Raw genomic sequence first — 20,040 nt, 5'->3', positions numbered from 1 at the left:
CTCGGGGGTGCGGAACAGACGTTGGGGCCCTCCGTTCGGGTCCGTCGTCGGCGGTGACCATCAAGCGATCCGGTAGGCGGCGGCGCCGTTGTGCAGGAAGCGGGCGCGGCCGTGCCCGTCGGAGCCGACCAGGGACAGGACCTGGTGGCCGTCGGACTTCGGTTCGGCGGTGATGACCGAGCTGTCGTTGAGGCGGACGACCTCGACGCGGTTCTCGGACCCGCCGAGGAAGGACTCGGCGATTTCATTACGTGGGCGGTAGGTGAGGAACGCGTGGTCGTGCTCGCTGGTAAGGGTGATGTCGTACAGGGTGGAGCGGTAGGTGCCGCACATGCGGTCCGCGTCGATCCCGGTCGGGTTCAGGGGCGGCACGGGTAGTGGTGCCGTCTCGACGCCGGCAAGGTCCCTGAGAGCCGCACCGAAGATCTCGTAGGCCAGTGGCTCACCGCCCGTGCTGTTGGTCAGCACGGCCACCGCCACACCCGCCGATGGGACGACGCGAAGAAATGCCTTCTGCCCCTTGGAGACACCGGTGTGGCCGATGACGCCGTCCTGGTAGAGCATCCAGCCAAGCCCCCAGCCGATGACGCCGCCGCCGAAGTCCGGGACGGATTCGACCTGGGGTTCGCGCAGTGCCGCCAGCGCGGGGTCGGTGAGGTGCAGGCGGACGAACTCCAGCAGGTCGCGTGCGCTGATCGCGAGGTGCGAGCCGCTGGGCGCGGAGTAGTAGGAAACCGCCCACTTTTTCGCCGGAACGGTCTCACCGCCGGTCTGGATGTGGCCGACCGCGGCGCGGTGCAGGATCGCCTCGTAGGTGTCGGTAGCGGCGGTGTGCAGGCCCAGTGGTGTCACCAGGCGTTCGCGGAGGACGTCGTGGAAGGGCTTGTGGCGCAACACCTCCACCAGCCTGCCGAGCACCACGTACCCGCTGTTGGAGTAGGAGAAGACGGTGTCAGGCGGGAGGAGCTGGTCCGCCTCGGCGAGGGTGGCGACGAACTTCTCGATCGCGTCGTTGTTGCGACCGGTGTCGGTGAAGTGGTTGCCGTCGATACCGCCGGTGTGGGTGAGCAGGTGGCGGGCGGTCAGGGACGCGGTGGCGGCTGGGTCGCTCAGCCGAAAGCCGGGCAGGTAGTCGCGGACGGGACGGTCGAGATCCAGCACACCGTCGTCGACCAGTTGCTGGATCAGCGTGGCTGTCCAGATCTTGGTGATCGAGCCGATCTTGAACACCGAGTCGGTCGTGGCCTCGACTCGGGTGCGCAGACTCAGTACGCCCGCAGCCTCGTCCCGGATCTCCCCGTTGGCCAGCACGGCGACCTGAGCGCCCGGTATGTCGTACTTCGCGACAAGCTCGCCCAGATCCCATCCCATCCCGCCAGGCTAGTGGCATGCCTCCACCTGTGATCGCGAACCAGTCCGGGATCGCATCTGACAGGGCCTGTCGTTAAGTACACGCGAATGGCAGGAGGTGACGCCGTCGGTGCGCCACCGGCCTCAGGGCCGGGTTTGACGTAGCGCATGGCGGTGCGAGTGTGCAGCGGGATCTCGGCGTCGCCGAGGTGGGTGGCGGCGCTGTGCTGTAGCTGGATCGAGCCCGGCGTGCTTCTCCAGCAGGACGCGGGCGCGGTCGTAGCCGAGCGGGCGTGGCCGGTGTGCGGGCAGATGTCGGCGGCTGCTGGGCGGCGGGCCGGGACTGGGCGCCGTTCGGGACAAGGACAGCGGGCCGCGGGTACGTCAGGTGCCGTCGGGGAGCCGGAGCAGACGAGGCAGCAGGTGGGCGGTGCCCGTCTCCCAGCACACTCACTCGACGGTGCCGCCCTTGGACCGGACGGGGGCGCGCCGGTGGTCCAGGTCGAGGTCCTCGACATTCAGCGCCAGGATCTCCGAGGCTCTGGCCGCTGTTTCATGGAGCATCCGCCACAGCGCCCGCTCACGCAGAGAGATGTCACGGCGCGACAGCAGCCGGTGGATCGTGGTCTTGGCCACCGCGCGGGTCTCGTCGGCGCTCTCCTTGCGGCGTTCGGCGTCGGTCTGGACCGCCGAGGCGGCCCAGTGCTTCTTGGTCTGGCACCAGGTGAGCCAGGAGGCGACGGCGGCGCGGTTGCGGTTCCAGGTCGCCGGCGCGCTCGCGCCCCACAGGTCGGCGAGCGCGGTGCCGATCTCAGCCAGCGGCTGGTCGCGGCCGAGTACAGTCACAGACCAACACCACCCGCGCTGCCAATCCTGTGGCGGTAGGCGTTTTCGAGATCGCCATCGGGGCTGCGCCCGGACCGCCTGAGCTCAGCCCAGCGCGTCCATCAGGGCGGTGACATAGGCGTCCAGCCGCTCCTCCACGGATCGCGTCGTCAGCTCTGTCCTGCCTGCCTCCCGCCATGGCTGCGACACCGACTGCACTTCTTCTGAGCAGGCCAGCGCGTCCCGCACCTGCCAGTACAGCCGCTCGCTCGTGGCCGCGGCCAGCACCCCGCCGGCTTCCTCATACGCCTCAGCGAACCGCAGGCCCCACGCCGGTCCGTGCAGCAGCGCGAGATTGGTGGAGCAGTGCGCGACATCGAGGTCTGCCGGGCCCCAGGAGGTTGCGACCCAGTCGACGACGCCGGTGATCCGGGGACCTGCCGGGCTTGGGGGCGACATGTCGAACAGCACGTTGCCGGGTTGGAAATCCCAGTGCAGGAATCGCCCCTCAAAGGGCGGCGCGGGCTTGCGGATCACGTTGATCGCCGCGGCGCCCTCATGCTTTCGTCCCGGACGTAACGGGCAAGGGTGGCGACTTGACGGCTGCGGTCCGCGGGCGGGCCCTTCAACGAGGAGACGGCCGTGGCCGAGGACGCCGGCTACTTCGAGGCCACAGGCCGCTTACGTCCCGCACCTACTCAACATGCTCCAGCAAGTGGTGGCCTACGAAGACCCCACCGCTGAGGATCCGGCCGCGTTCGGCGCGATCTCCGCTCCAGTGCTGGTGTTGCACGGATCCGACACCATTCCCTTCTACCACGCCAGCGCGCGGCACTTGGCCGACCACATCCCCAACGCACAGGTGCGCGAGATCCCCGGCGCCGGGCACGCCGTCCCGCTCACCCATCCCAAGACACTCGCCAAGACATTCGCCGAGTTCTTCGTAGCTGCGCGGCCGTCCGGGCTTGTTTCATAAGCGGGTTCCGTTGCAGGTCCACCCGCAACTCGGTCCAGCGGCAGGCCAAGGAAGACGGTGTCAGCGCGGGCCTGAGCGCGACGGATCTCGTCTTTCATCTCACGCATCTGATCGCGAAGCTCGCGCACGTTCCGCCCAAGGACGGCAGTGCGCAGGCGGGTCTCCTCGAGCCGTTGCCAGAGACCTCGACCTTCCCGCGCCAAAGGCTGCCAGCAGCGTGAGAAAGTCGGGACGGCCAAGAAGCTGATCACCGTTTGTTGAGATCTGCGGACCAGGGGCGTTGTCGAGGAAGGCTGGGAGAAGAGTCAGCCGGCGGCCCTGCTCGCGCCAGCGCCCGCCCCGACATGCCCTTGCGGGCTCCCACCTCTCGCCTAAGGAATCACTCACGCCGACTCCTTGCCGACCGGCCGGGTCCGCCACCCAACGTGGCGGACCCGGCCACGGGCAGGTCAGGAACCTTCGACGGTGCAGCCGGCCGCCTCAATGGCCGCGCGGACCTGCCCCTCGTCGACGGGGCCGTCAGTAAGGATGCTCACGCGGCCTTCTGCCGGATCCGCGTCCACCCCCACGACTCCCGGCACCTGAATCAGCTCCAGCTTGACTGCGGCCAGGCAGTGCTCGCACGTCGCCGACGACAGGCCGGTGACGCGGTAGGCGACGAGACTGTACGCAACGGTGATCAAATGGATCCCTCCTTGTTCACGGCGATGGTGCTTCGCCTCACCCAGGGATCGTGCTGCAAGCCCAGTGATTCGTGGAGGGCTAGCAGGCTTCCGAAGTAGGACATGGCGGAAAGTGGACCCCTTTGCCGACAAAGGGCCAGTTATGCCAATGTTCAGCGTTGGCCCATGGTGAAAGGAGTCCAGTGGACGGGCAGCCGTCTTCCGCGGAGGACCGTGTCACTCGATCGCTGTACGCCCGGATGCACCAGCGAGGAGAGTCGCTGCCCGAGGCCGCGGACGAACTCGGCCTGGCGGCGGCGGAGATCGACCGTGCCCGTGACCAGCTCACCCGGCTCGACCTTCTGAACCCGGAAACGCAGACGGCCGCCGACGTGACGGTCACGCTCAAGCGCACCCTGCAGAACACTCACCGGTTGCTGGACGGCCTCGTCGAGCAGCACGTGAGAACGGCAGCACTGGCCAAGCACTACCTCCACCTGCCCGAACAGGCGGACAACCACGCGCACATCGAGTTCTTCCCGTGGCTGGATCGCAGCGATCAACTGTCCGAGCGCATCAACGAACTGGCCGAACTGGCCGAGATCGAAGTGCTCGGCATGCACCCGATCGCCGCATGGACGCGCGAATCCCTGGAGGAGGGGCTCGTCCGCAGCGAGACGACCATGCGCAACGGCGTGCGCATGCGAGCACTGCACGCGCAGATCGCCCTGTCGAACCCGCTGATCCGCGAATTCATGGGCCGCTGGCGACGGCTCAACATCGAGGTCCGGGTCGCCCCGGTGATTCCCACGCGGATGCTCATCTACGACCGCCGAACCGCCGTCGTCCAGGCCGACCCTCATGACCCCGAAGCAGGCAGCATCCTCATCCGAGGTGGGAGCCTGGTGAGATCCCTCGCAGCGATCTACGACTACTGCTGGACGACCGCCTCTGAGCCCGACGATGTGCCCCGACCGGCCGACGGCGTCACGCTCACCGAGCAGCAGCGGGCCGTCCTGCGCATGCTGGCCGCCGGCCAGAAGGACTCGGCCATCGCCCGCAGCATGGGCGTCTCCACTCGTACCGTCACCCGTCTGGTGGGTGAGCTCACGGCGATGCTGGGGGCGAGCAGCCGCTTCCAGGCGGGCGTACGAGCGGCACGGCTCGGCCTCCTCGATGTCAGTTGAACAGCGAACGACCTGGACGCTTCACTCTGGGCGTGTTCCGGCACTTTCTGTCGGTCCTCACGCGTTGGGTGCTGTGGTCGTCCTCCCCCGACGGAAATCCGGGAGGCACGCTCGACCGCTGAGGTTCGTTGAGTTGGCGACAGTGACGGTGAAGTTGGGAAGCTGGATGCCGGCATCGACGGTGAGAACGAACTGTGCACGGGCCACCACCGCCCTGCTCAGCCCGGCTCGCCGAGCCGGGGCCTCCAGTTCTGCGATCATGCGCCGCTCCGCCGGTCGGCTGCGACGGTTTGAAGCGCCTCGGCGTCTGCGGTCTCCGATTCGGGTTCGTCCTCCCGCAGCCCGCGGTCGGGCAGGAAGAACGCGAGTGCCAGGGCTGCGAGGGCGACCACGGACAGGCCCGCGAAGATCGGCAGGAGCGCGTCGACGTAAGAATGCACCACCTGATCGCGAACGGACTCGGGCAGCGAGCGAACGAGCGCGGGGGTGAGCGAGTCGGTGCCCGTCCCGCCCAGGCTCGGCGCGAGGTCGGACAGGGAGCCGGTGAGCCGCTCGGCGAACAGCGCGCCGACCGCGGCTGTGGCGACGGTCGCGCCGATCTCACGGAAGAAGTTGTTGGCGGAGGTGGCGGTGCCGACCTCGCTGCGCGGGAAGGCGTTCTGCACGGCCAGGACCAGGTTCTGCATGAGCAGGCCCATGCCGGCGCCGAGCAGCGCCAGATAGGCGCACACCAGCTGGACCGGCGAGTCCGCGTTGAGGGTCGACAGCAGGTACACGCCCGCCGGGACGATGACCAGACCCGAGATGACGAAGCCCTTGTAGCGGCCGATCTTGGCGATGAGCTGGCCGGAGACGGTGGCGGTGAGCATCAGGCCGGCCACCATCGGCAGCAGGAGCAGTCCTGAGGCGGTCGCCGAGTGGCCGTAGACCATCTGAAGGTAGGTCGGCATGTAGCCGATGACGGCGAACATGCCGGCGCCGATGGCGATCATGCCGATGACGGTGGACAGGGCGAACACCCGGTTGCGCAGCATGCTCAGCGGGATGAGCGGTTCGGCGGCGCGCCGCTCGACCAGGACGAAGGCGATCGAGCCGGCGATGGTCACTGCGATGAGCGACAGGATCAGCGGCGAGTCCCAGGCGTGATCGTTGCCGCCCCAGTCGGCGACCAGCACCAGGCTGGTGACCGTGATGGCCATGAGGGCGGTTCCGAGGTAGTCGAGTCTGACCGTCCGGTCGGGCTTGGGGAGCCGGATGCCGAAGTAGCTGATGGCGAACGCGGCGACGCCGAGGGGGACGTTGATCCAGAAGGCCCACCGCCACGAGGCGTTGTCGGTGATCCAGCCGCCCAGGAGCGGACCGGCTACTGAGGACAGGCCGAAGACCGCGCCGATGGCGCCCATGTACTTGGCCCGCTGGCGCACTGGCACGAGGTCGGCGAGGATGGCCTGGGTGCAGATCATGAGTCCGCCGCCGCCGAGGCCTTGGAGGGCGCGGAAGGCGATGAGCTGGCCGATGTCCTGGGAGAGGCCGGACAGCAGAGATCCCGCGATGAAGATCGCTAGTGCCCACAGGAACAGCGGTCGCCGTCCGATGAGGTCGCCGAGCTTGCCGTAGACGGGCATGCCGATGGTGACGGCCAGGATGTAGCCGGTGGTCACCCAGGCCATCTCGGACAGTCCGTCGAGCTCGCCGACGATGGTCGGCAGAGCGGTGGCGACGATGGTCTGGTCGAGTGCCGACAGCAGCATCGAGACGATCAGGGCGGCGTAGATCCAGCCGAAGCGCGCCGGAAGCTTCGAGGCCGTCGCCGCCACGGTGGCGTGCGGGGTGTGCGGGGTGCCGGTCATGTCAGCGGACCCCCAGTACCGGCAGGATGACGGCGTCGACGAAGCGCGCCGTATGGTCCTCGTCGATGCCGCGGCCGGTGCGGGTGCGGCGCACGAGGACCGAGGCCAGGAGCAGTTCGGGGATGAACTCGCGGCCGGGGGAGTCGGGGGCGATCTCGCCGCGCGCGGCGGCCCGGTCGATGATGCGGCGGGCGGCCTCCGCCATCGGCGCGGCCAGGACCTCGTTCATCGCGTCCTGGAGTTCGGGATCGGTCCTGGAGGCGTGCGCCAGAGCCGACATGACCGCCTCCTGGTCGTCGGCGATGGCGGCCATGCGGCGTCCGCCCTCGAGGAAGTCGCCACGCAGGCTCCCGGTGTCGATGTCGGCCAACGGCGGCGGTGCGGCATGCCTCAGCGCCTCGGTGACCAGATGGGGCTTGCCCTTCCAGCGGCGGTACAACGTCGCGGTGCTCGCCCGCGTGGCGGCCGCGATCTGCTGCATCGTCAACCGTTCGTAGCCATGCTCGCCGATCAGGCGCACCACGGTCTCGTAGATCTCGGCCTCGCGCTCGGGCGTGAGCTTTGAACGACCCTCCACAATCCCTCCAATGAAAAAGAAATCGTTTCGTTTCGATACTATGCGAGGACCGGTCCCGGTGACGACCGCCGATACCGACATCGTTCTCGTCAACCAGCCCGCACCCGTCCTTGAGACCGGGCCGGGAGCCGCGATCCGGACTCAGGAGGCCGGGCGGCACAGTGCGGAGCCTGCGGACGAGGGGGGCGGCTGCGGTGGCGGGGATGACGGCGGGGTATTTGCCGCCGACGCTCTGCTGCGGTGGCAGCGCGTCCCGGCCGGCCTATTGCGGTTCGGCGTCGTCCTGTGCGCCGCATTCGGATCCGTCCTTGCGGTAGGTGTCGTGCGTCGAGCCGCCCCGCCGCAACAGACCTTCGTCCGGGTCGCACTCGCGGTGACCACGGTCTGGTTCGCGCTCCAGCTTGCTCTGAGCCACACGACTACATCGGCCAGGCTCCTGCTCGCAGGTGGTCATGTGCGGGCAGCGGCGATTGTCATATCGGGCCTGACGTGGGCGATCCGGAGAGCGCCGCGACAGCTCTAGGCGTCGCACGCGGCTGAGAAGCGTGCGTAGGTGCCTCCACACCACCGTGGTCGGTCCGCTTACGACACATGCGCCGGAAGATCTCGACGAATTTTTTGTGGGCGGTGTCGGATCGGGTCGAGGGTCTTCGTAGAGGGGGTGAGAGGCCGCCCAGGAGGGGCGCCCCGACGGAACCGAGAAGGACGTTCCTCATGACTACCTTGACGGAGCCGGGCACAGTCACCACACGCCGCTCCAGCCGTCTGATGTGGGCGATCCTGGGGCTGGTGCTGCTTGCCGACGCCCTCGACGTGATCGATGCAACAGTTACGAACGTCGCCGCCCCCACCATCGCCCGCGATCTCAACGGCGGTGAGAGTCTGATCAAGTGGTTGGGACCGGCGTACATGCTCGCCATGGGTGTCCTGCTCGTGGTCGGCGGACGGCTGGGTGACAAGTTCGGCCAACGCAGGCTTTTCCTGATCGGCATGGGCGGGTTCACCCTGGCGTCGGCAATCGCCGGGTTCTCACCTGACCCGGCCCTGCTCATCGTCGCCCGGGTTGCTCAGGGAGCGTTCGGGGCGCTGCTCATCCCGCAAGGCATGGCGATCGTGACGAAAGCATTCGACCGTGACATGCTCGCCAAGGCGTTCGGGCTGTTCGGCCCGGTTCTCGGCCTCTCCAGTGTCGGCGGCCCGGTCCTGGCCGGTTTCCTCATCAGCGCCGACGTGTTCGGTCTGTCCTGGCGCCCGATCTTCCTCATCAACATCATCCTTGGCGTTATCGGGCTGATCATGGCCGTCAAGATCCTGCCGCGTGACGGCGACGGCGACCGGTCCACCGTCGTCGACGGCTGGGCCTCCGGCCTGCTTGGGGTTACCATGCTCGGGCTGCTGTACGGCCTGATCGAGGGCGCGACCAACGGCTGGGGCGTCATCCCGATCGTCTCGAGTGTCGTCGGCGTCCTGTTCTTCGCTGCCTTCGCCTACCGCCAGCGCACCGCGACCCACCCGCTCATCAAGCCCTCGCTCATGAAGAACCGGGGTTTCACTTCCGGATTGCTCGTGTGCCTGGTCGCCGTCGCCGCCGGCAGCGGCCTGCTCTTCGTGCTGTCGCTGTTCCTGCAGGAGGGGCTGCACGCCAGCCCGCGGGACACCTCGCTCGGCCTGGTACCGCTCACCCTGGGGCTCGTCGCCGCCGGGTTCGCCGCCATGGGTGGCCTGGTTGCCAAGCTCGGTCGCCGGCTCGTCTTCATCGGCCTCACCGTCGACCTCGTCGGTTGCGGTTGGGTACTGGCCCTCGTCGCTCACTCCGGGACGAACGTCAGCCTCTGGGCGCTGGCCCCGGCGATGTTCGTCATCGGCGTCGGCATTGGCCTCAGCTTCGCCACGATCCCCACCGTCGCTCTCGGCGACGCGAGCCCTGAGGAAGCCGGCAGCGCCAGCGGCTCGTTCAGCTCGATCCAGCAACTCGCATCAGCGATCGGCTCGGCCGCGGTCACCTCGATCTTCTTCCAAGCCGCGGCCTCCGGACTGGGCCACGCGATGAAAGTCAGTCTCATCGTCGTTCTGGCCGTCACCGCCCTCAGCCTCCCGGTCGTCGCCCTGATGCCCCGCAAGGCACCGTCAGAACCCCAGCAGTGAGCAACCGGCCAAACGTGGCGAGGATGGCCGGCCGACGGGGTGCCTCCCAACCCGCCGCCTGGCTGACCACCACCGCCAACCGCAAGGCGATCGACCGGATCCCCATCGAAGCCCCGCGCGCAGCGGCAGGTGTTCGGGGAGCAGCGCGATGACCTGTGGCTGTGGGGCGAGACCGGCGAGCGCCGGCAGGCCCAGAACCTGAACACGGCCACGGCCGCGAAGGTCGACCAGTACGTGGCCGCGGTGGAGACGTTCTCGGCGAGCAACACGGTCATCCTGGCGCTGGCCGATGAGCTGGCCGCGGGCACGTTCGAGGCGACGCCGGCCAAGTCGGACCTGGAGCTGGGCGTGGAGACCTTGGCGGAGGCGCCGGCCCGGCAGGCGAACCCGTTCCCGGTCGCGTCGCCGGTGCACCCGCCGCACCCGCCGACTCGATGGAGACACGCCCCGGCCGCTGATCGGCAGATCGGCCCCGCGTCGCTGGTGGTAGCCGTACAAGCCGGTGGTAGCAAACGAAGACTGCCTCAGTTTGAGCGGGACGCGACGGCATCCCTGTCTCACTCAAACTGAGGCAACCAGCTCAGCGCCCTGCTCATGCCTCAGGTCCGGTGAGACACAGTGATCGGCGCGCCGCATAGCTCAGGCGCGCGGAGAGCCGTTCAGGTCCGCGTCACAGCGACGCTCCCACGAACGGCGGGTCGCCGCGTCTCTTTCGCTTCGGTCCCGTACACCTGGGCGGATGGGTTCAGACACGGGCACCTTGCTTTGTTTTTTTGACGGCACGCCACCCCCGTGGCGTGCCGGTCGTCGTTCTGCGCTACTGGGCCTGCTGGTCGTACAGGCCGTCCAGCATCCGCAGGAGCGGTGCCGGATACGAGCCCTCACCCTCGTCGCTGAACTGCCCCCCGTACGACGCTTGCCAGTCGCCGGTTGAGGTGTTGCGGATGGAGGTGTGACTCAGCGTGCCACCGTCGGCGTTCGAGCCGTAGAGTGCCCAATGGTGGGCAGTGCGCTTGTTGGTCGCCGAGTCGGCGCTGACCGTGTCATCGTGCCTCGAGGCGAGGAAGGTGTAGTCCGTACCCATCTGGGAGAGCGGCTGTTTTCCCAGCCAGCTGATGAAGCCGCTGCCCGGACGCATGTCGCTGCACTGCTCGTGGGTGAGGGCGCACGCGGTCACCACCGCGCTGCCGATGCCCAGGTGTGGTGTGGCGAACGTGACCATGTCCTCGATGTACAGGAATGGGGGCCAGTCTCTGGGCCACACGGTCGCGCCGAGGTTGTTCGGATCGACCGTCAGCCCGCTCAGGTCGGGCGGCGGCTTGCCCACGCCGTACCTGTTGACGCCTTCGATGGCGGCCTTCGCGACCAGACCGCCCATGGAGTGCGTTACGACGTCGATTGCCACGTCCTTGCTGGAGTACAGGTAGTAGACGGTCCACGCGAACTGGCGGCCGACCTCCTGGATGCGCGTGTCGGTGGTCCCCTGGAGCCTGAGGTCGCAGTTGGTGGCCTTGTTGTAGTAGCCGAAGGTGACGACGTCGCCCCAGCCATTTGCGTTCAGCAGATTCTTGGCGCTGTTCCATGCGCCGGAGCAGCTGATGTCGGCCTCGCGGTCGAACCCGTGGACCATGACGGTGACCCGGTGTCCGTTGCCGCGCGCGGGCGCGGCTGACGCGGCCGGTGCGGTGGCGATCAGGGTGGCCGCGACTATGGCCCCGACTAAGGGCAGGGCAAAACCGGATCTGGCTAATTTGGGCATCCACGGTCTCCGTTTCCGTTAGGCCGGAGGCAGAGTAGCGCGCAGACGATCATTCTGTGAATGAGTTGACCTTCGGATCCCGCCGTTCCTGCCGGCTCGCGACCAAGCAGGCGTGGGGCCCGGGATGACGAGCCTCTCGGCGTCATGGCGAGGTCGATGCCGTGCATGGCTCGGCGTGGTTCAAGGGCAGGCCTGGCGCGGACGCTCTCGCGCTCAGGAGCCGCTGATCACACCTGCAGGTCAGGCACGTCAGGTGGGTCGCCGGATCGGCCGGTTCACATGGGCGCCGCCTGCGTCGGGAAGCAGCGCCAGGACTTCGGCGTTCCTGAGCGTCGGACATACTGTGGCGACGGAGCATGGAGAAGTCCGCCGCCACAGCAGCAGTTGAACGAGCTGCGCGGGCGTCCGCGGCGCTGCCGCTGGGAGTTGGACGCCGCCACCCTGCGCTCCTACCGCCAGACTCTGACCCGCCTGCGCACAGCGGGCCGATGCCCTGCTCGCCGCCATCATGATCGTCCATGTACGTGAGTGAGCGCGTGACTGTAGTCGGGCAGCACCGGTGCTCCGGTGGCTGAACCGGTGACAGCGGTGAAGAAGATCGTGCCGAGAACGGCGAATCACCCGATCACCAAGCCGACTCACCGCCCGGTCGGCACCAATGAGCCTGCTATGCGGCAACACACGCTTGCCGAGGTGCCCCCCGAGCATGTCTCCGCCGGGCATGGAGAGGGGGAAGGTCGCGGGTTGCGCCCTACCTGGCCGATTCCCACCTTTCTCCAGTTATTCCTTGACACGAATATTCGCCATAGCGAATACTTCTTGCCATGGAGACAGCGGACGCACTTCTCACCGCACTGGCCGACCCGGCCCGCTGGCGGCTCGTGACCCTGCTGGCCGAGCGGCCCCGCTCGGTCGGTGTCCTCGCCCAGCTCGCCGAGGCGCGCCAGCCGCAGACGACCAAGCACCTGCAGACCCTCGAGCGCGCCGGCGTCGTCGCCTCCCAGCGCACCGGCCAGCGCCGCGTCTACGCGCTCCGCTCCGCTCCGCTGCGGCAGCTGGCGGCGGCGCTCAGCCGGCTCGCCGACACCGCGGACCAGGCCGGCGGCCCGCGCGAGACCTACGACCGGTACGGGCTCAGCCTCCAGGCGGAGCGACTCGCCGCGCAGGAGCCGGGGTGGGCCGACGGCCGCTCGTTCAGATTCCTCCGGTCGCTGACGCAACACCCCGAGCTGATCTGGCGCCACCTCACCGAAACGCCCCTGCTCGCCCGCTGGTGGACGCCCGACGACCTGCGCGTCTCCGAGCTCGTCTTCGAGGCGCGGCCGGGTGGACGGCTTGTCCTGGAGTACCGCGATGCTGATGACGCCGATGGCTCCGACCTGGTCGCCGGGCGCGCGGAGGGCGTCGTCGATGACGTACGCCCTGGGGAGCGCCTCGCCTACCGGTCCTCCCCGAGGCTTCCCAGCGGCGACATCGCCTTCACCGCCCACGTCGCCTTCGACCTACGGCCCACCGACACCGGCACCGACCTCGACGTTCAGGTCCGGATCGCCGACAGCACCGTCGACTCCGCGGACTTCATCGCGGGCATCGAGATCGGCTACGGCCAGACCCTCGACAAGCTCGCGGCGACCCTCGCCACGTACGACACCGACACGCACAACACCGACACCAGGAGCACGAAATGACGAACACGACCGGCCGCAGGGTGACCGCGAACCTGACCCTCACCCTCGACGGGCGCTACAACGGTCCCGGCGGGCCCGGCGACTTCGCCGCGTTCGCCCCGTACGTAACCAGCGATGTCGCCCGCAACCACATGACCCGCATGTGGGAGCACGCGACGACGGCACTGCTCGGCCGGATCAACGCCGAGGGATTCCTGGGTTACTGGCCATCGGTCGCCGAAGACGACAACGCCGATCCGCGCGACCGCGGATACGCCAAGTGGCTGGTCGACACGGAAAAGGTGGTCCTGTCGACCACGCTGACCGACGCGCCGTGGGAACGCGCCCGCGTGGTGAACGCCCCCGCCGCAGACGTCGTCACCGAGCTCAAGACCAGCGGTGAAGGCGACATCCTCGTCAACAGCAGCGCCAGCATCATCAAGCCGCTCCTGTCGGCAGACCTGCTCGACCGGCTCTACCTCATGATCTTCCCCGAGATCGCCGGAGGCGGGCAACGACTGTTCGACGACGGCCTGCCGGCTACGAAATGGACGCTCACCCACCAGGAGACCGGCGAGCTGGGCGAACTCGCCATGGTCTACGACCGAGTCCGCTGAGCCGGCTGGTCGGCGCAGCCCGCAGAACTTTCAGCGACGAGGTGGGTCAGATCCCACTTCTCGCTGTTGAAGGGCTCTCCCTCGCGCCAGGCCTCTCCGCGACAAGGTGTTCCGTCTGGGGATCCCCACCGGAAGGCCTCCGTCCGCCGGGCAGCCGCAGCGCGCGGAGAGGCCAAATAGCGTCGCGCGCCGGCGGCTGCCACGGTGGTCGACGAGTGTCGGGTCGCCGTAGCTTCAGGAGTCCTGGGCCGTCCTGACGTCCATGCGTTGCGTTGGCCCTATCACCGCGACCCAGCAGGACCAGGTGGATGAGGTAGAGGGAAGACCACAACGCCGTCGGCAGGATGGGCGAGACCTCATCATGCTCGAGCCACGAACCCCCACGTCAACCTCGGCGGCTGAGTTTCCGCACCCCACACGCCATCGAAGCCGTCGCCAACCAGGGCCGCCGAGGACCGCCTGGCCCCCGCGACGCGGTGAGGCGGAAAGCCAAAGCAGCCGCAGGTCCGCGCTCTTCACTGTCTGGCGTCTTCCCAGGGGGTGGATGAAGCGTGTGAGGTGAAGTGGTGGACAACAGGTACGTGCAGGTGGCACTACGTGCCGCGATGTCGATCGCGCTTTTCGGCTTGCTGGTCGCCCTGGCCGCGAAGGTCTCGGTCGTCCTGACGGTCGTCGTCGCCGTCTTGGGGGTTGCTTTCATGGTGGCCGGCGTGATGATGGATCGGACAAACACCATGCTGGAGCGCGCCGATTTCAAGGAGCTGTCGCGGTTGGCACAAGCGTTGCCGACGGACGAGGTGGTTCCGGCGCCCGGGGTGTGGCAACGCGTGAAACAGCGGAGGACGGCCGGGTGTGCGTCCTGCCGGCGCCACGCTCATCGCTGCCGGATCGGGTGCGGAGCTGGTGGCTGGTCGGCAGGCTTGGGACAGCGTTGACGTCGTCGGCCGTCCGAGCAGTTGCGGCAGGCCGTGTCGCGGGCTTGAAGGGGTGCACGAAGGAGGCCCCTCGACGAAGAATGCCCGGTGCCAGCACCTACTGCCCGTGATCTCAGGACACCGCCGCAGGTCAGGACCGGCGCGCGACGGCGGCCCCGCGGGCCTGGCGGTGGTCGGGCGGACACTATGTCCAGTCGGCGGCCCGCCGCTGTCACCGACTGTGCCCGAGGCCGCGGCCTTCGGGTTCACCCACGCCGAAGAAGCCTCATCCCGGACGTCCCCGAGTTCGCATCCGACGCGAACATCAGCAGCGGCCGCCCCTGCCGACCACCTCGGCAACATGCCAAGCCCCGCAGGTCGGAGACTCCTCACCTCGCAAGATCCATCCCACCGCTCAACCCCGACCTCGGCGCCGTCCATGTCCGCTGTACTCCGGCCGAACGCCGGGCAGGGCCGCCGCGAGCAGCGCGCCGGCGCCCGCGATGACAAGGACGACCCACCGGCTACGGGTAAATCATCCGTTTCCCGTCGAATGTCCTAGGGATGATCAAGAATGGCGTGCCATGGGATGGATCGGGATCGCGACGGGCCACGAGCTCACCGTCGAGTGGACGCGGCGGCCGGTGCTCGCCTGCCGGACGGCCGCGGGCCGCGTGCTGGCCAAGGTGCCCGCCAACATCAGGAAGGATCCGACCGCCGTACGGCTCGCCGCCCTCTGCGACCGGCTCGGCGAGCACGCGCGGGCGGTGCACGACCGGGTCGAGTCCTGGATGGTGCGGTCGCTGCCCGTCCCGGCCTCGGTGTTCGCGGCCGTGTGGGACGACCCGGTGTGGCGCGAGACGCTCACCGACCTGGTCATCGCCCCGATCGTCGACGGCGCGCCCGATCTCGGCCGCTGCGCGCTCCTGCGCGAGGGCGTGTGGACGGGCGCGGACGCCTTCTCGATCCCGCACCCGCTGCTGCTCGGCGACGAGCTGCCCATCTGGCGGGGACGGAACCTCACGCAGGTTGTTGAGCAGGTACGCCGTGAGGTGTGGACGCGTCCCGCGAGCATGGACCGTACGTTCGGCGTGGTCGACACCTTCGGATACATGGACGCCCGGTACGAGAGCGGCGCCGCGTTCGAACGCCGCGTGCACGAGCTGGGCGGGCGTATCAAGGGGGACAGGGCGCGGTTCGCCGTGCACGCGCCCGAGCCGATCGGCATCGAGATCGACCTGGACTGGAGCGGGCCGATGAGCCCGGCCTACATGGCGTGGCTGAGCTTCACCGCGGGCGGCCGGGAGATCGGCGACATCGCCTGGTCCGAGGGCGTCCGCATTCTCATGGCTCTGTACGCGGACCGCACCGTGGACGAGACGGAGCCGGTGGTGGAGGCAGCCGAGGCGTACTCCCACTACTGCGACGCCCACCAGGGCGAGCCCGGCACCGTGGTGCCCTCCGGCATCACCGGCCCGACGCGCGGCGTGCTGCTGCGCGCCGGGGCGGTGCTGCCGGGCACGCCCGCCGGCTCCGACGAGGACACGTGCGTCGCCGTCCGCTACGAGCACTCCGTCCTGGACGAGCCGGTCGTCGAACTCGTCCGGCGCGCCGTCGTCGACGGCGACAAGGCCGAGAAGTCGCTGTACGACCTGGACCCGGTGGCGGAGACCGGCGTCGGCACCGTGCACGCGGGCCCGCTCGGCTTCCTCGCCTCCGCGCTGCACCGGTACCCGGCGCACCGCGCCCGCATCCTGGCCGCGCACACCGACCTGCGGGCCGCCCGCGGCCTGGCCGCCCGCAAGCCCGGCCTCGCGCGCACCGCGCTCACCCGTACCGGCGAAGACCTGGAGACGCACGCGCCCGTGCTGCTACCGCCGTTCTACGAGGAGTGCGCGCGGATCCTGGCCGCCGCGGGCAGCGCCCGCTTCGCCGCCGCCTTCTTCGAGAAGGCCCGCGCCGCCGAGGACGCGCACGCGCTGCCGGTCGACGAGGCCGCGCTCGTCGCGGCGCACCTCGCCGCGGGACCGGACGCCGCCGGAACGGTCACGCTCAAGAAGCACGCCAAGCGGCTCGCCGCCCGCCATCCCGCTTCCGGCGCGTACCGCTGGCACCGCAGCCTGCTCACCGAGTGGTGCGAGGAAGTCCCGGACGGCGCGGACGGCGCGCTGGCCCTGGCCGACGGCTGGGCGGCGCTGGCGAAGGCCGCCGGGCACGCGCTCGGCGGGCCCGAGGACGAACGCGCCGTACGGGCCTTGCTGGAGAGCGGCTGCATGGAGTCGGCACCGCAGGCCCTCTGGACGTTCGCCCTTCCGTTGCTCGGCCCGATGGCACGGGCGGACGCGGGCATCGGCCGCGCGCTCCTCGGCATCCTGCCGCTGCCCGCCAACGACACTCCCAAGGCGAAGAGCGCGGCAGTGTCGCTCCTGCTCGGCAACCTCGCGGGCGCGGGCCTGACCGCCCCGTTCTCCACGTTCCCCGGGCTGGCGGGGACGGCGGCGAAGGACTGGCTCGGCCGCTTCCTGAAGCTGTACGCGGGGCTCGCACTCCCCGTCGCCGGTCTCGGCGACCTCCTATACGACGCCGGTACGCGGCTGTGCGCGGAGGGCCTCACCTGCGACGACCATGAGGCGGTACTGGGAGTGGACGAGGACGAGGTCAACCGCTGGGAGGAGACCGCCGCCGACCTCCCGCTCCTCGATCTCCTCCTGGACCGCGGCGTCCCGCTCGCGCGGCCCCGGCTGCTGCACACGTTCAAGCTGTACGACCGGCTCGCCTCCGGAGCGGGCACCGACCTGGCCGCCGTTGCCGCCGACCCGGACTGGGCTCCGCTGCTGCGCGACGCGATCGTGGGCAACGTGACCAACCAGCTCAACGTCACCGAGCCCGCCGTCCCGAAGCAGACCGCCCCCGAGACCGTACGGGCCCTGACCGCGACACCGGGAACGGCGCAGATTGTCGCCGCCATCCTGGCCGAGCATGCCGAGCGGGTCCCAGAGCAAGGGCTTCCGGACGCGCACGCCGCCCTGTGCGACGCCGAACGGTTCACCATCGCCGGAATCCCCGGCCCCCTCCTGGACAGCGTCCGGACGATCGCGACCGGGACGGACCCGGCCCGCGCCCTCGCCACCACGCTGAGCGGCGGCGTCCTCGACGAACTGGAGTTGCCCGCCTTCGTCCCCGGCCACGTCAACACCATCACCGACTACCTGGAAGAGAGCGGCACCGACCTGCTCCTGATCGAGTCCGGCCGGCTCTGGGAGCACAAGTTCCGCGCCTCCGTCGTCACACCGGATGGAGTCGGTCCGTCCCACGGCTTCGGCACGTACGAGCACGTCTCCAGCCGGTCCCACGAACGGACCGAGGCGCGCGACCTCTACGACCGCTGTCTGATCGCCGTGAACGGCCGGGTGACCGTACTGGACCACGGCGGCCCGCACTGCCCGCACGGCAGCGCCCACCCCGCCGCCCGCCGCGTCGTACCGGCCGACGGCGAACGGGTCGCCTTCCCCGGTGGCGCCGAGGCCACCGTGTGGCGTGGCCAGGGCCGGATCATCGAGCTGCGGGACCCGGCCGGGCGGACCATCGGCCGCTACGTCCGCGGCTGGGGCAGGGTGCCCGAGCACGACGGTGCCGAGAACATCAGCACGGTCGAGCACCACCGCTACGCATCCGGGACCCGCCTGGTCGCGCCTCCCGGCAGGTGGTCGGCGATGCGGCCGCGCGACCCCGAAGGTTCCAGGGCGCTGCGCGCCGTCGACGAGAAGAAGGCGCAGGCCCTGATCGACGTCGCGGACGCCGCGCTCGCCGCCGACCTCATGCGGGTGCTGGACCCCGAGAGCGGGTACTCGGAGAAGGACGCCGCCCGCGACGAGCTGGCGGGACGGCTCCGCCCGCTCCTGCCGGAGATCACCGACGAGTCGCTCTGGAAGGGCGTCACGTTCCTGGTGTGGACGGCCGTCGAATGCCGCGAGCGCGCGTTCGCCCTGCTGGAGCGCCTGGCGCTGACCCCGCCGCCCCACCTGCGCCCGGCGCCCGCCTCCGCGGCGCCCGCCGTCCCGTTCGAGAAGTCCCCCGAGCCGGACGATCCGGGGCCTGAGTCCGCGTACGAGAGGATCGTCCACTTCGCCCGTGCCGCCGTCGATGTGCCGTACGACAAGAAGATCGCGATATTCGACGCCCCCGCCGTCAAGGGGGTCGAGAACACGCTGGGCCGCCTCGGCGCCGCCGTCCTGGAGGCCGCGTGGGGCAACGGCGGCGGGCGCGCGCAACTTCTGGAACTGGCCGCCGTCCCCGAACTCCTTCGTGCTGACGGCACCTGGCACGTCGCCCGGCTGCGCCCGGAGTACGACCTCGGGCAGATCCGCTCGGGCCGCGGCCCCATCATGGCCGCCGCCGTCGCCGACTACGAGCAGGTGGGGCACGGGTACGCGGTCACGGCGCTCCTCTACACCCCTGGCGGCCCCGACCCGCTCCTGTTCACCCGCAACCGCGCCGTCGAGCTGCGGACCTGCCGCGGCTGGGGCGACCCGGACCGGCTCCGGCGGGCGCTCGGCCTGATCGCCGAGAACGGCCCGCCGCCCGTGGACCGGGAGGCGACCGTACGGGCGTTCGCCGAGGCCACCGGCCTGTCACCGGCCCAGTGCCTGATCCTGCTGTCCACCTCGGCCCGCACGCTCTCCTGGCCGGACGGCTGGGCGCGGGGCCGCGTCGCCGCCTTCCGCAAGGGCGACGCCGCCCGCGCCCGCGAACTCGACCTGACCGAGCTCGAACTGCGCGTCGCCGCGCTCTCCCTGGAGGCGCTCACCACCAACGACGAGGCCGTCGAAGTCGTCGAGCTGCTCATGCCTGACGACCCCGCCGACCTCTGGCGTACGGGCCCCGACCTGGACCGGGCGGTCGCGTACTGGACGAAACGCCACCCGAGGCTCACCCCGCTCACCACCGAACAGTGGGTCACCCTCGCCTCCGGCGCCGAGGACGCCCTGGAGGCGCTGATCGCCCTGCTCGGCGAGCGTCCGTCCGTACCGCCGCTGGGTCACATCGCCCGCGTTGCGAGCCTCCTGGCCGACCGCCTGCCCAAGGACCACCCCGCCCGTACGACCGCCGCCGCCCGCCTGCGTGACCTGCACGAACACGTCACCGGCCCGGACACGACCCTGCCCATCGCCGCCGGTGTCACCTCGGTCACCGCCCTGGAACGAGCCGCCGGAGCGACCGCGGCCCACCTCCCGGAGAGCAGGCTCGCCATCGGCGAAGCCCTCACCCTGGAGCCCGCCGGAGACGGCTACCGCGTCCACCTCCGCCCGTCCCGCTGGTCCGACCTGGACGCGCTGGCCCCGGCCCTGCGCCGCGGCGGCGCCACCGATGTCGCCCTGGTCATGGAGGACCTGCGCTTCCTCCGTTCGTCCGAGCCACAGGAGGCCGCGGCCCGGCTGGAATGATCTTCCCGGAGGTGTGCGGGTGATGGCAGGCGATCCAGTGGTCCGGGGGGCTGCTGCGCGCTGAGCA

The 20,040-nt window shown here is 69.7% G+C and carries 16 protein-coding genes; 9 read left to right on the top strand and 7 right to left on the bottom strand.

From position 1 onward, the window contains the following. Positions 1–60: 60 nt before the first annotated feature. From ACIBI9_RS55990 to ACIBI9_RS55980, 3 genes are all read right to left on the bottom strand, one after another. On the bottom strand, positions 61–1,371 hold the full coding sequence (locus ACIBI9_RS55990; RefSeq protein ID WP_397235604.1) for a serine hydrolase domain-containing protein: 1,311 nt from the start codon (positions 1,369–1,371) through the stop codon (positions 61–63). A gap of 429 nt (positions 1,372–1,800) precedes the next feature. After that, entirely contained in the window at positions 1,801–2,196 is a 396-nt protein-coding gene (locus ACIBI9_RS55985; RefSeq protein ID WP_397235603.1) for a tyrosine-type recombinase/integrase, read from the bottom strand. 84 nt (positions 2,197–2,280) lie between these two features. Further along, complete coding sequence (locus ACIBI9_RS55980; protein WP_397235602.1) at positions 2,281–2,712, bottom strand: phosphotransferase family protein; 432 nt, start codon at positions 2,710–2,712, stop codon at positions 2,281–2,283. On the opposite strand from ACIBI9_RS55980, the gene ACIBI9_RS55975 reads away from it, so the two are divergent. Continuing rightward, positions 2,633–3,151, top strand: coding sequence for an alpha/beta fold hydrolase (locus ACIBI9_RS55975; RefSeq protein ID WP_397235601.1), 519 nt, complete (start codon positions 2,633–2,635; stop codon positions 3,149–3,151). The genes ACIBI9_RS55980 and ACIBI9_RS55975 overlap by 80 nt on opposite strands. A gap of 449 nt (positions 3,152–3,600) precedes the next feature. On the opposite strand, the gene ACIBI9_RS55970 is transcribed toward ACIBI9_RS55975, so the two are convergent. Then, positions 3,601–3,834 carry a heavy-metal-associated domain-containing protein gene (locus ACIBI9_RS55970; RefSeq protein WP_397235600.1) on the bottom strand — a complete coding sequence of 78 codons (234 nt, stop codon included), beginning with the start codon at positions 3,832–3,834 and terminating at the stop codon, positions 3,601–3,603. A 239-nt stretch (positions 3,835–4,073) separates the two neighbouring features. On the opposite strand from ACIBI9_RS55970, the gene ACIBI9_RS55965 reads away from it, so the two are divergent. Next, on the top strand, positions 4,074–5,000 hold the full coding sequence (locus ACIBI9_RS55965; RefSeq protein WP_397235599.1) for a LuxR C-terminal-related transcriptional regulator: 927 nt from the start codon (positions 4,074–4,076) through the stop codon (positions 4,998–5,000). Between the two features lie 257 nt (positions 5,001–5,257). Here the strand turns inward: ACIBI9_RS55965 and ACIBI9_RS55960 are convergent, their stop codons facing one another. Continuing rightward, positions 5,258–6,850, bottom strand: coding sequence for an MDR family MFS transporter (locus tag ACIBI9_RS55960; RefSeq protein ID WP_397235598.1), 1,593 nt, complete (start codon positions 6,848–6,850; stop codon positions 5,258–5,260). Between the two features lies 1 nt (position 6,851). Continuing rightward, a complete protein-coding gene (locus ACIBI9_RS55955) occupies positions 6,852–7,427 on the bottom strand; it encodes a TetR-like C-terminal domain-containing protein (RefSeq protein ID WP_397235597.1) in 576 nt (191 codons plus the stop codon). 10 nt (positions 7,428–7,437) lie between these two features. Here ACIBI9_RS55955 and ACIBI9_RS55950 point away from each other — a divergent pair, with 10 nt between their 5' ends. From ACIBI9_RS55950 to ACIBI9_RS55940, 3 genes are all read left to right on the top strand, one after another. After that, positions 7,438–7,950, top strand: coding sequence for a DUF6069 family protein (locus ACIBI9_RS55950; RefSeq protein ID WP_397235596.1), 513 nt, complete (start codon positions 7,438–7,440; stop codon positions 7,948–7,950). Positions 7,951–8,150: 200 nt separating this feature from the next. Continuing rightward, the gene (locus ACIBI9_RS55945) at positions 8,151–9,572 is read left to right on the top strand and encodes an MFS transporter (protein WP_397235595.1); all 1,422 of its coding nucleotides are present in this window, start codon (positions 8,151–8,153) and stop codon (positions 9,570–9,572) included. 129 nt (positions 9,573–9,701) lie between these two features. Then, on the top strand, positions 9,702–10,142 hold the full coding sequence (locus ACIBI9_RS55940; protein ID WP_397235594.1) for a hypothetical protein: 441 nt from the start codon (positions 9,702–9,704) through the stop codon (positions 10,140–10,142). Between the two features lie 247 nt (positions 10,143–10,389). Here ACIBI9_RS55940 and ACIBI9_RS55935 read toward each other — a convergent pair whose 3' ends face one another. Further along, positions 10,390–11,331, bottom strand: coding sequence for an esterase/lipase family protein (locus ACIBI9_RS55935; RefSeq protein ID WP_397235593.1), 942 nt, complete (start codon positions 11,329–11,331; stop codon positions 10,390–10,392). Between the two features lie 824 nt (positions 11,332–12,155). On the opposite strand from ACIBI9_RS55935, the gene ACIBI9_RS55930 reads away from it, so the two are divergent. The 4 genes from ACIBI9_RS55930 to ACIBI9_RS55915 all read left to right on the top strand — a co-directional run bounded on the left by ACIBI9_RS55930 (position 12,156) and on the right by ACIBI9_RS55915 (position 19,973). Next, positions 12,156–13,019, top strand: coding sequence for a metalloregulator ArsR/SmtB family transcription factor (locus ACIBI9_RS55930; protein WP_397235592.1), 864 nt, complete (start codon positions 12,156–12,158; stop codon positions 13,017–13,019). Next, positions 13,016–13,615, top strand: coding sequence for a dihydrofolate reductase family protein (locus ACIBI9_RS55925; RefSeq protein ID WP_397235591.1), 600 nt, complete (start codon positions 13,016–13,018; stop codon positions 13,613–13,615). Before ACIBI9_RS55930 ends, ACIBI9_RS55925 begins: the two co-directional genes overlap by 4 nt. Before the next feature lie 566 nt (positions 13,616–14,181). Then, complete coding sequence (locus ACIBI9_RS55920) at positions 14,182–14,550, top strand: hypothetical protein (RefSeq protein WP_397235590.1); 369 nt, start codon at positions 14,182–14,184, stop codon at positions 14,548–14,550. 563 nt (positions 14,551–15,113) lie between these two features. Next, the gene (locus ACIBI9_RS55915) at positions 15,114–19,973 is read left to right on the top strand and encodes a DUF4132 domain-containing protein (protein WP_397235589.1); all 4,860 of its coding nucleotides are present in this window, start codon (positions 15,114–15,116) and stop codon (positions 19,971–19,973) included. Positions 19,974–20,040: the final 67 nt, after the last annotated feature.

The organism is Nonomuraea sp. NPDC050451 (assembly GCF_044458585.1).
The sequence above is the reverse complement of the archived record's forward strand: the minus strand, read 5'-3'. Positions and strand labels throughout refer to the sequence as shown.

What these genes read in the sequence shown, in the direction of transcription:
- ACIBI9_RS55925 (WP_397235591.1), top strand. Translation starts at nt 13,016, where the DNA reads ATGACGAACACGACCGGCCGCAGGGTGACCGCGAACCTGACCCTCACC.
- ACIBI9_RS55950 (WP_397235596.1), top strand. Translation starts at nt 7,438, where the DNA reads ATGAAAAAGAAATCGTTTCGTTTCGATACTATGCGAGGACCGGTCCCG.
- ACIBI9_RS55960 (WP_397235598.1), bottom strand. Translation starts at nt 6,850, where the DNA reads ATGACCGGCACCCCGCACACCCCGCACGCCACCGTGGCGGCGACGGCC.
- ACIBI9_RS55990 (WP_397235604.1), bottom strand. Translation starts at nt 1,371, where the DNA reads ATGGGATGGGATCTGGGCGAGCTTGTCGCGAAGTACGACATACCGGGC.
- ACIBI9_RS55975 (WP_397235601.1), top strand. Translation starts at nt 2,633, where the DNA reads ATGTCGAACAGCACGTTGCCGGGTTGGAAATCCCAGTGCAGGAATCGC.
- ACIBI9_RS55935 (WP_397235593.1), bottom strand. Translation starts at nt 11,331, where the DNA reads ATGCCCAAATTAGCCAGATCCGGTTTTGCCCTGCCCTTAGTCGGGGCC.
- ACIBI9_RS55965 (WP_397235599.1), top strand. Translation starts at nt 4,074, where the DNA reads ATGCACCAGCGAGGAGAGTCGCTGCCCGAGGCCGCGGACGAACTCGGC.
- ACIBI9_RS55930 (WP_397235592.1), top strand. Translation starts at nt 12,156, where the DNA reads ATGGAGACAGCGGACGCACTTCTCACCGCACTGGCCGACCCGGCCCGC.
- ACIBI9_RS55915 (WP_397235589.1), top strand. Translation starts at nt 15,114, where the DNA reads ATGGGATGGATCGGGATCGCGACGGGCCACGAGCTCACCGTCGAGTGG.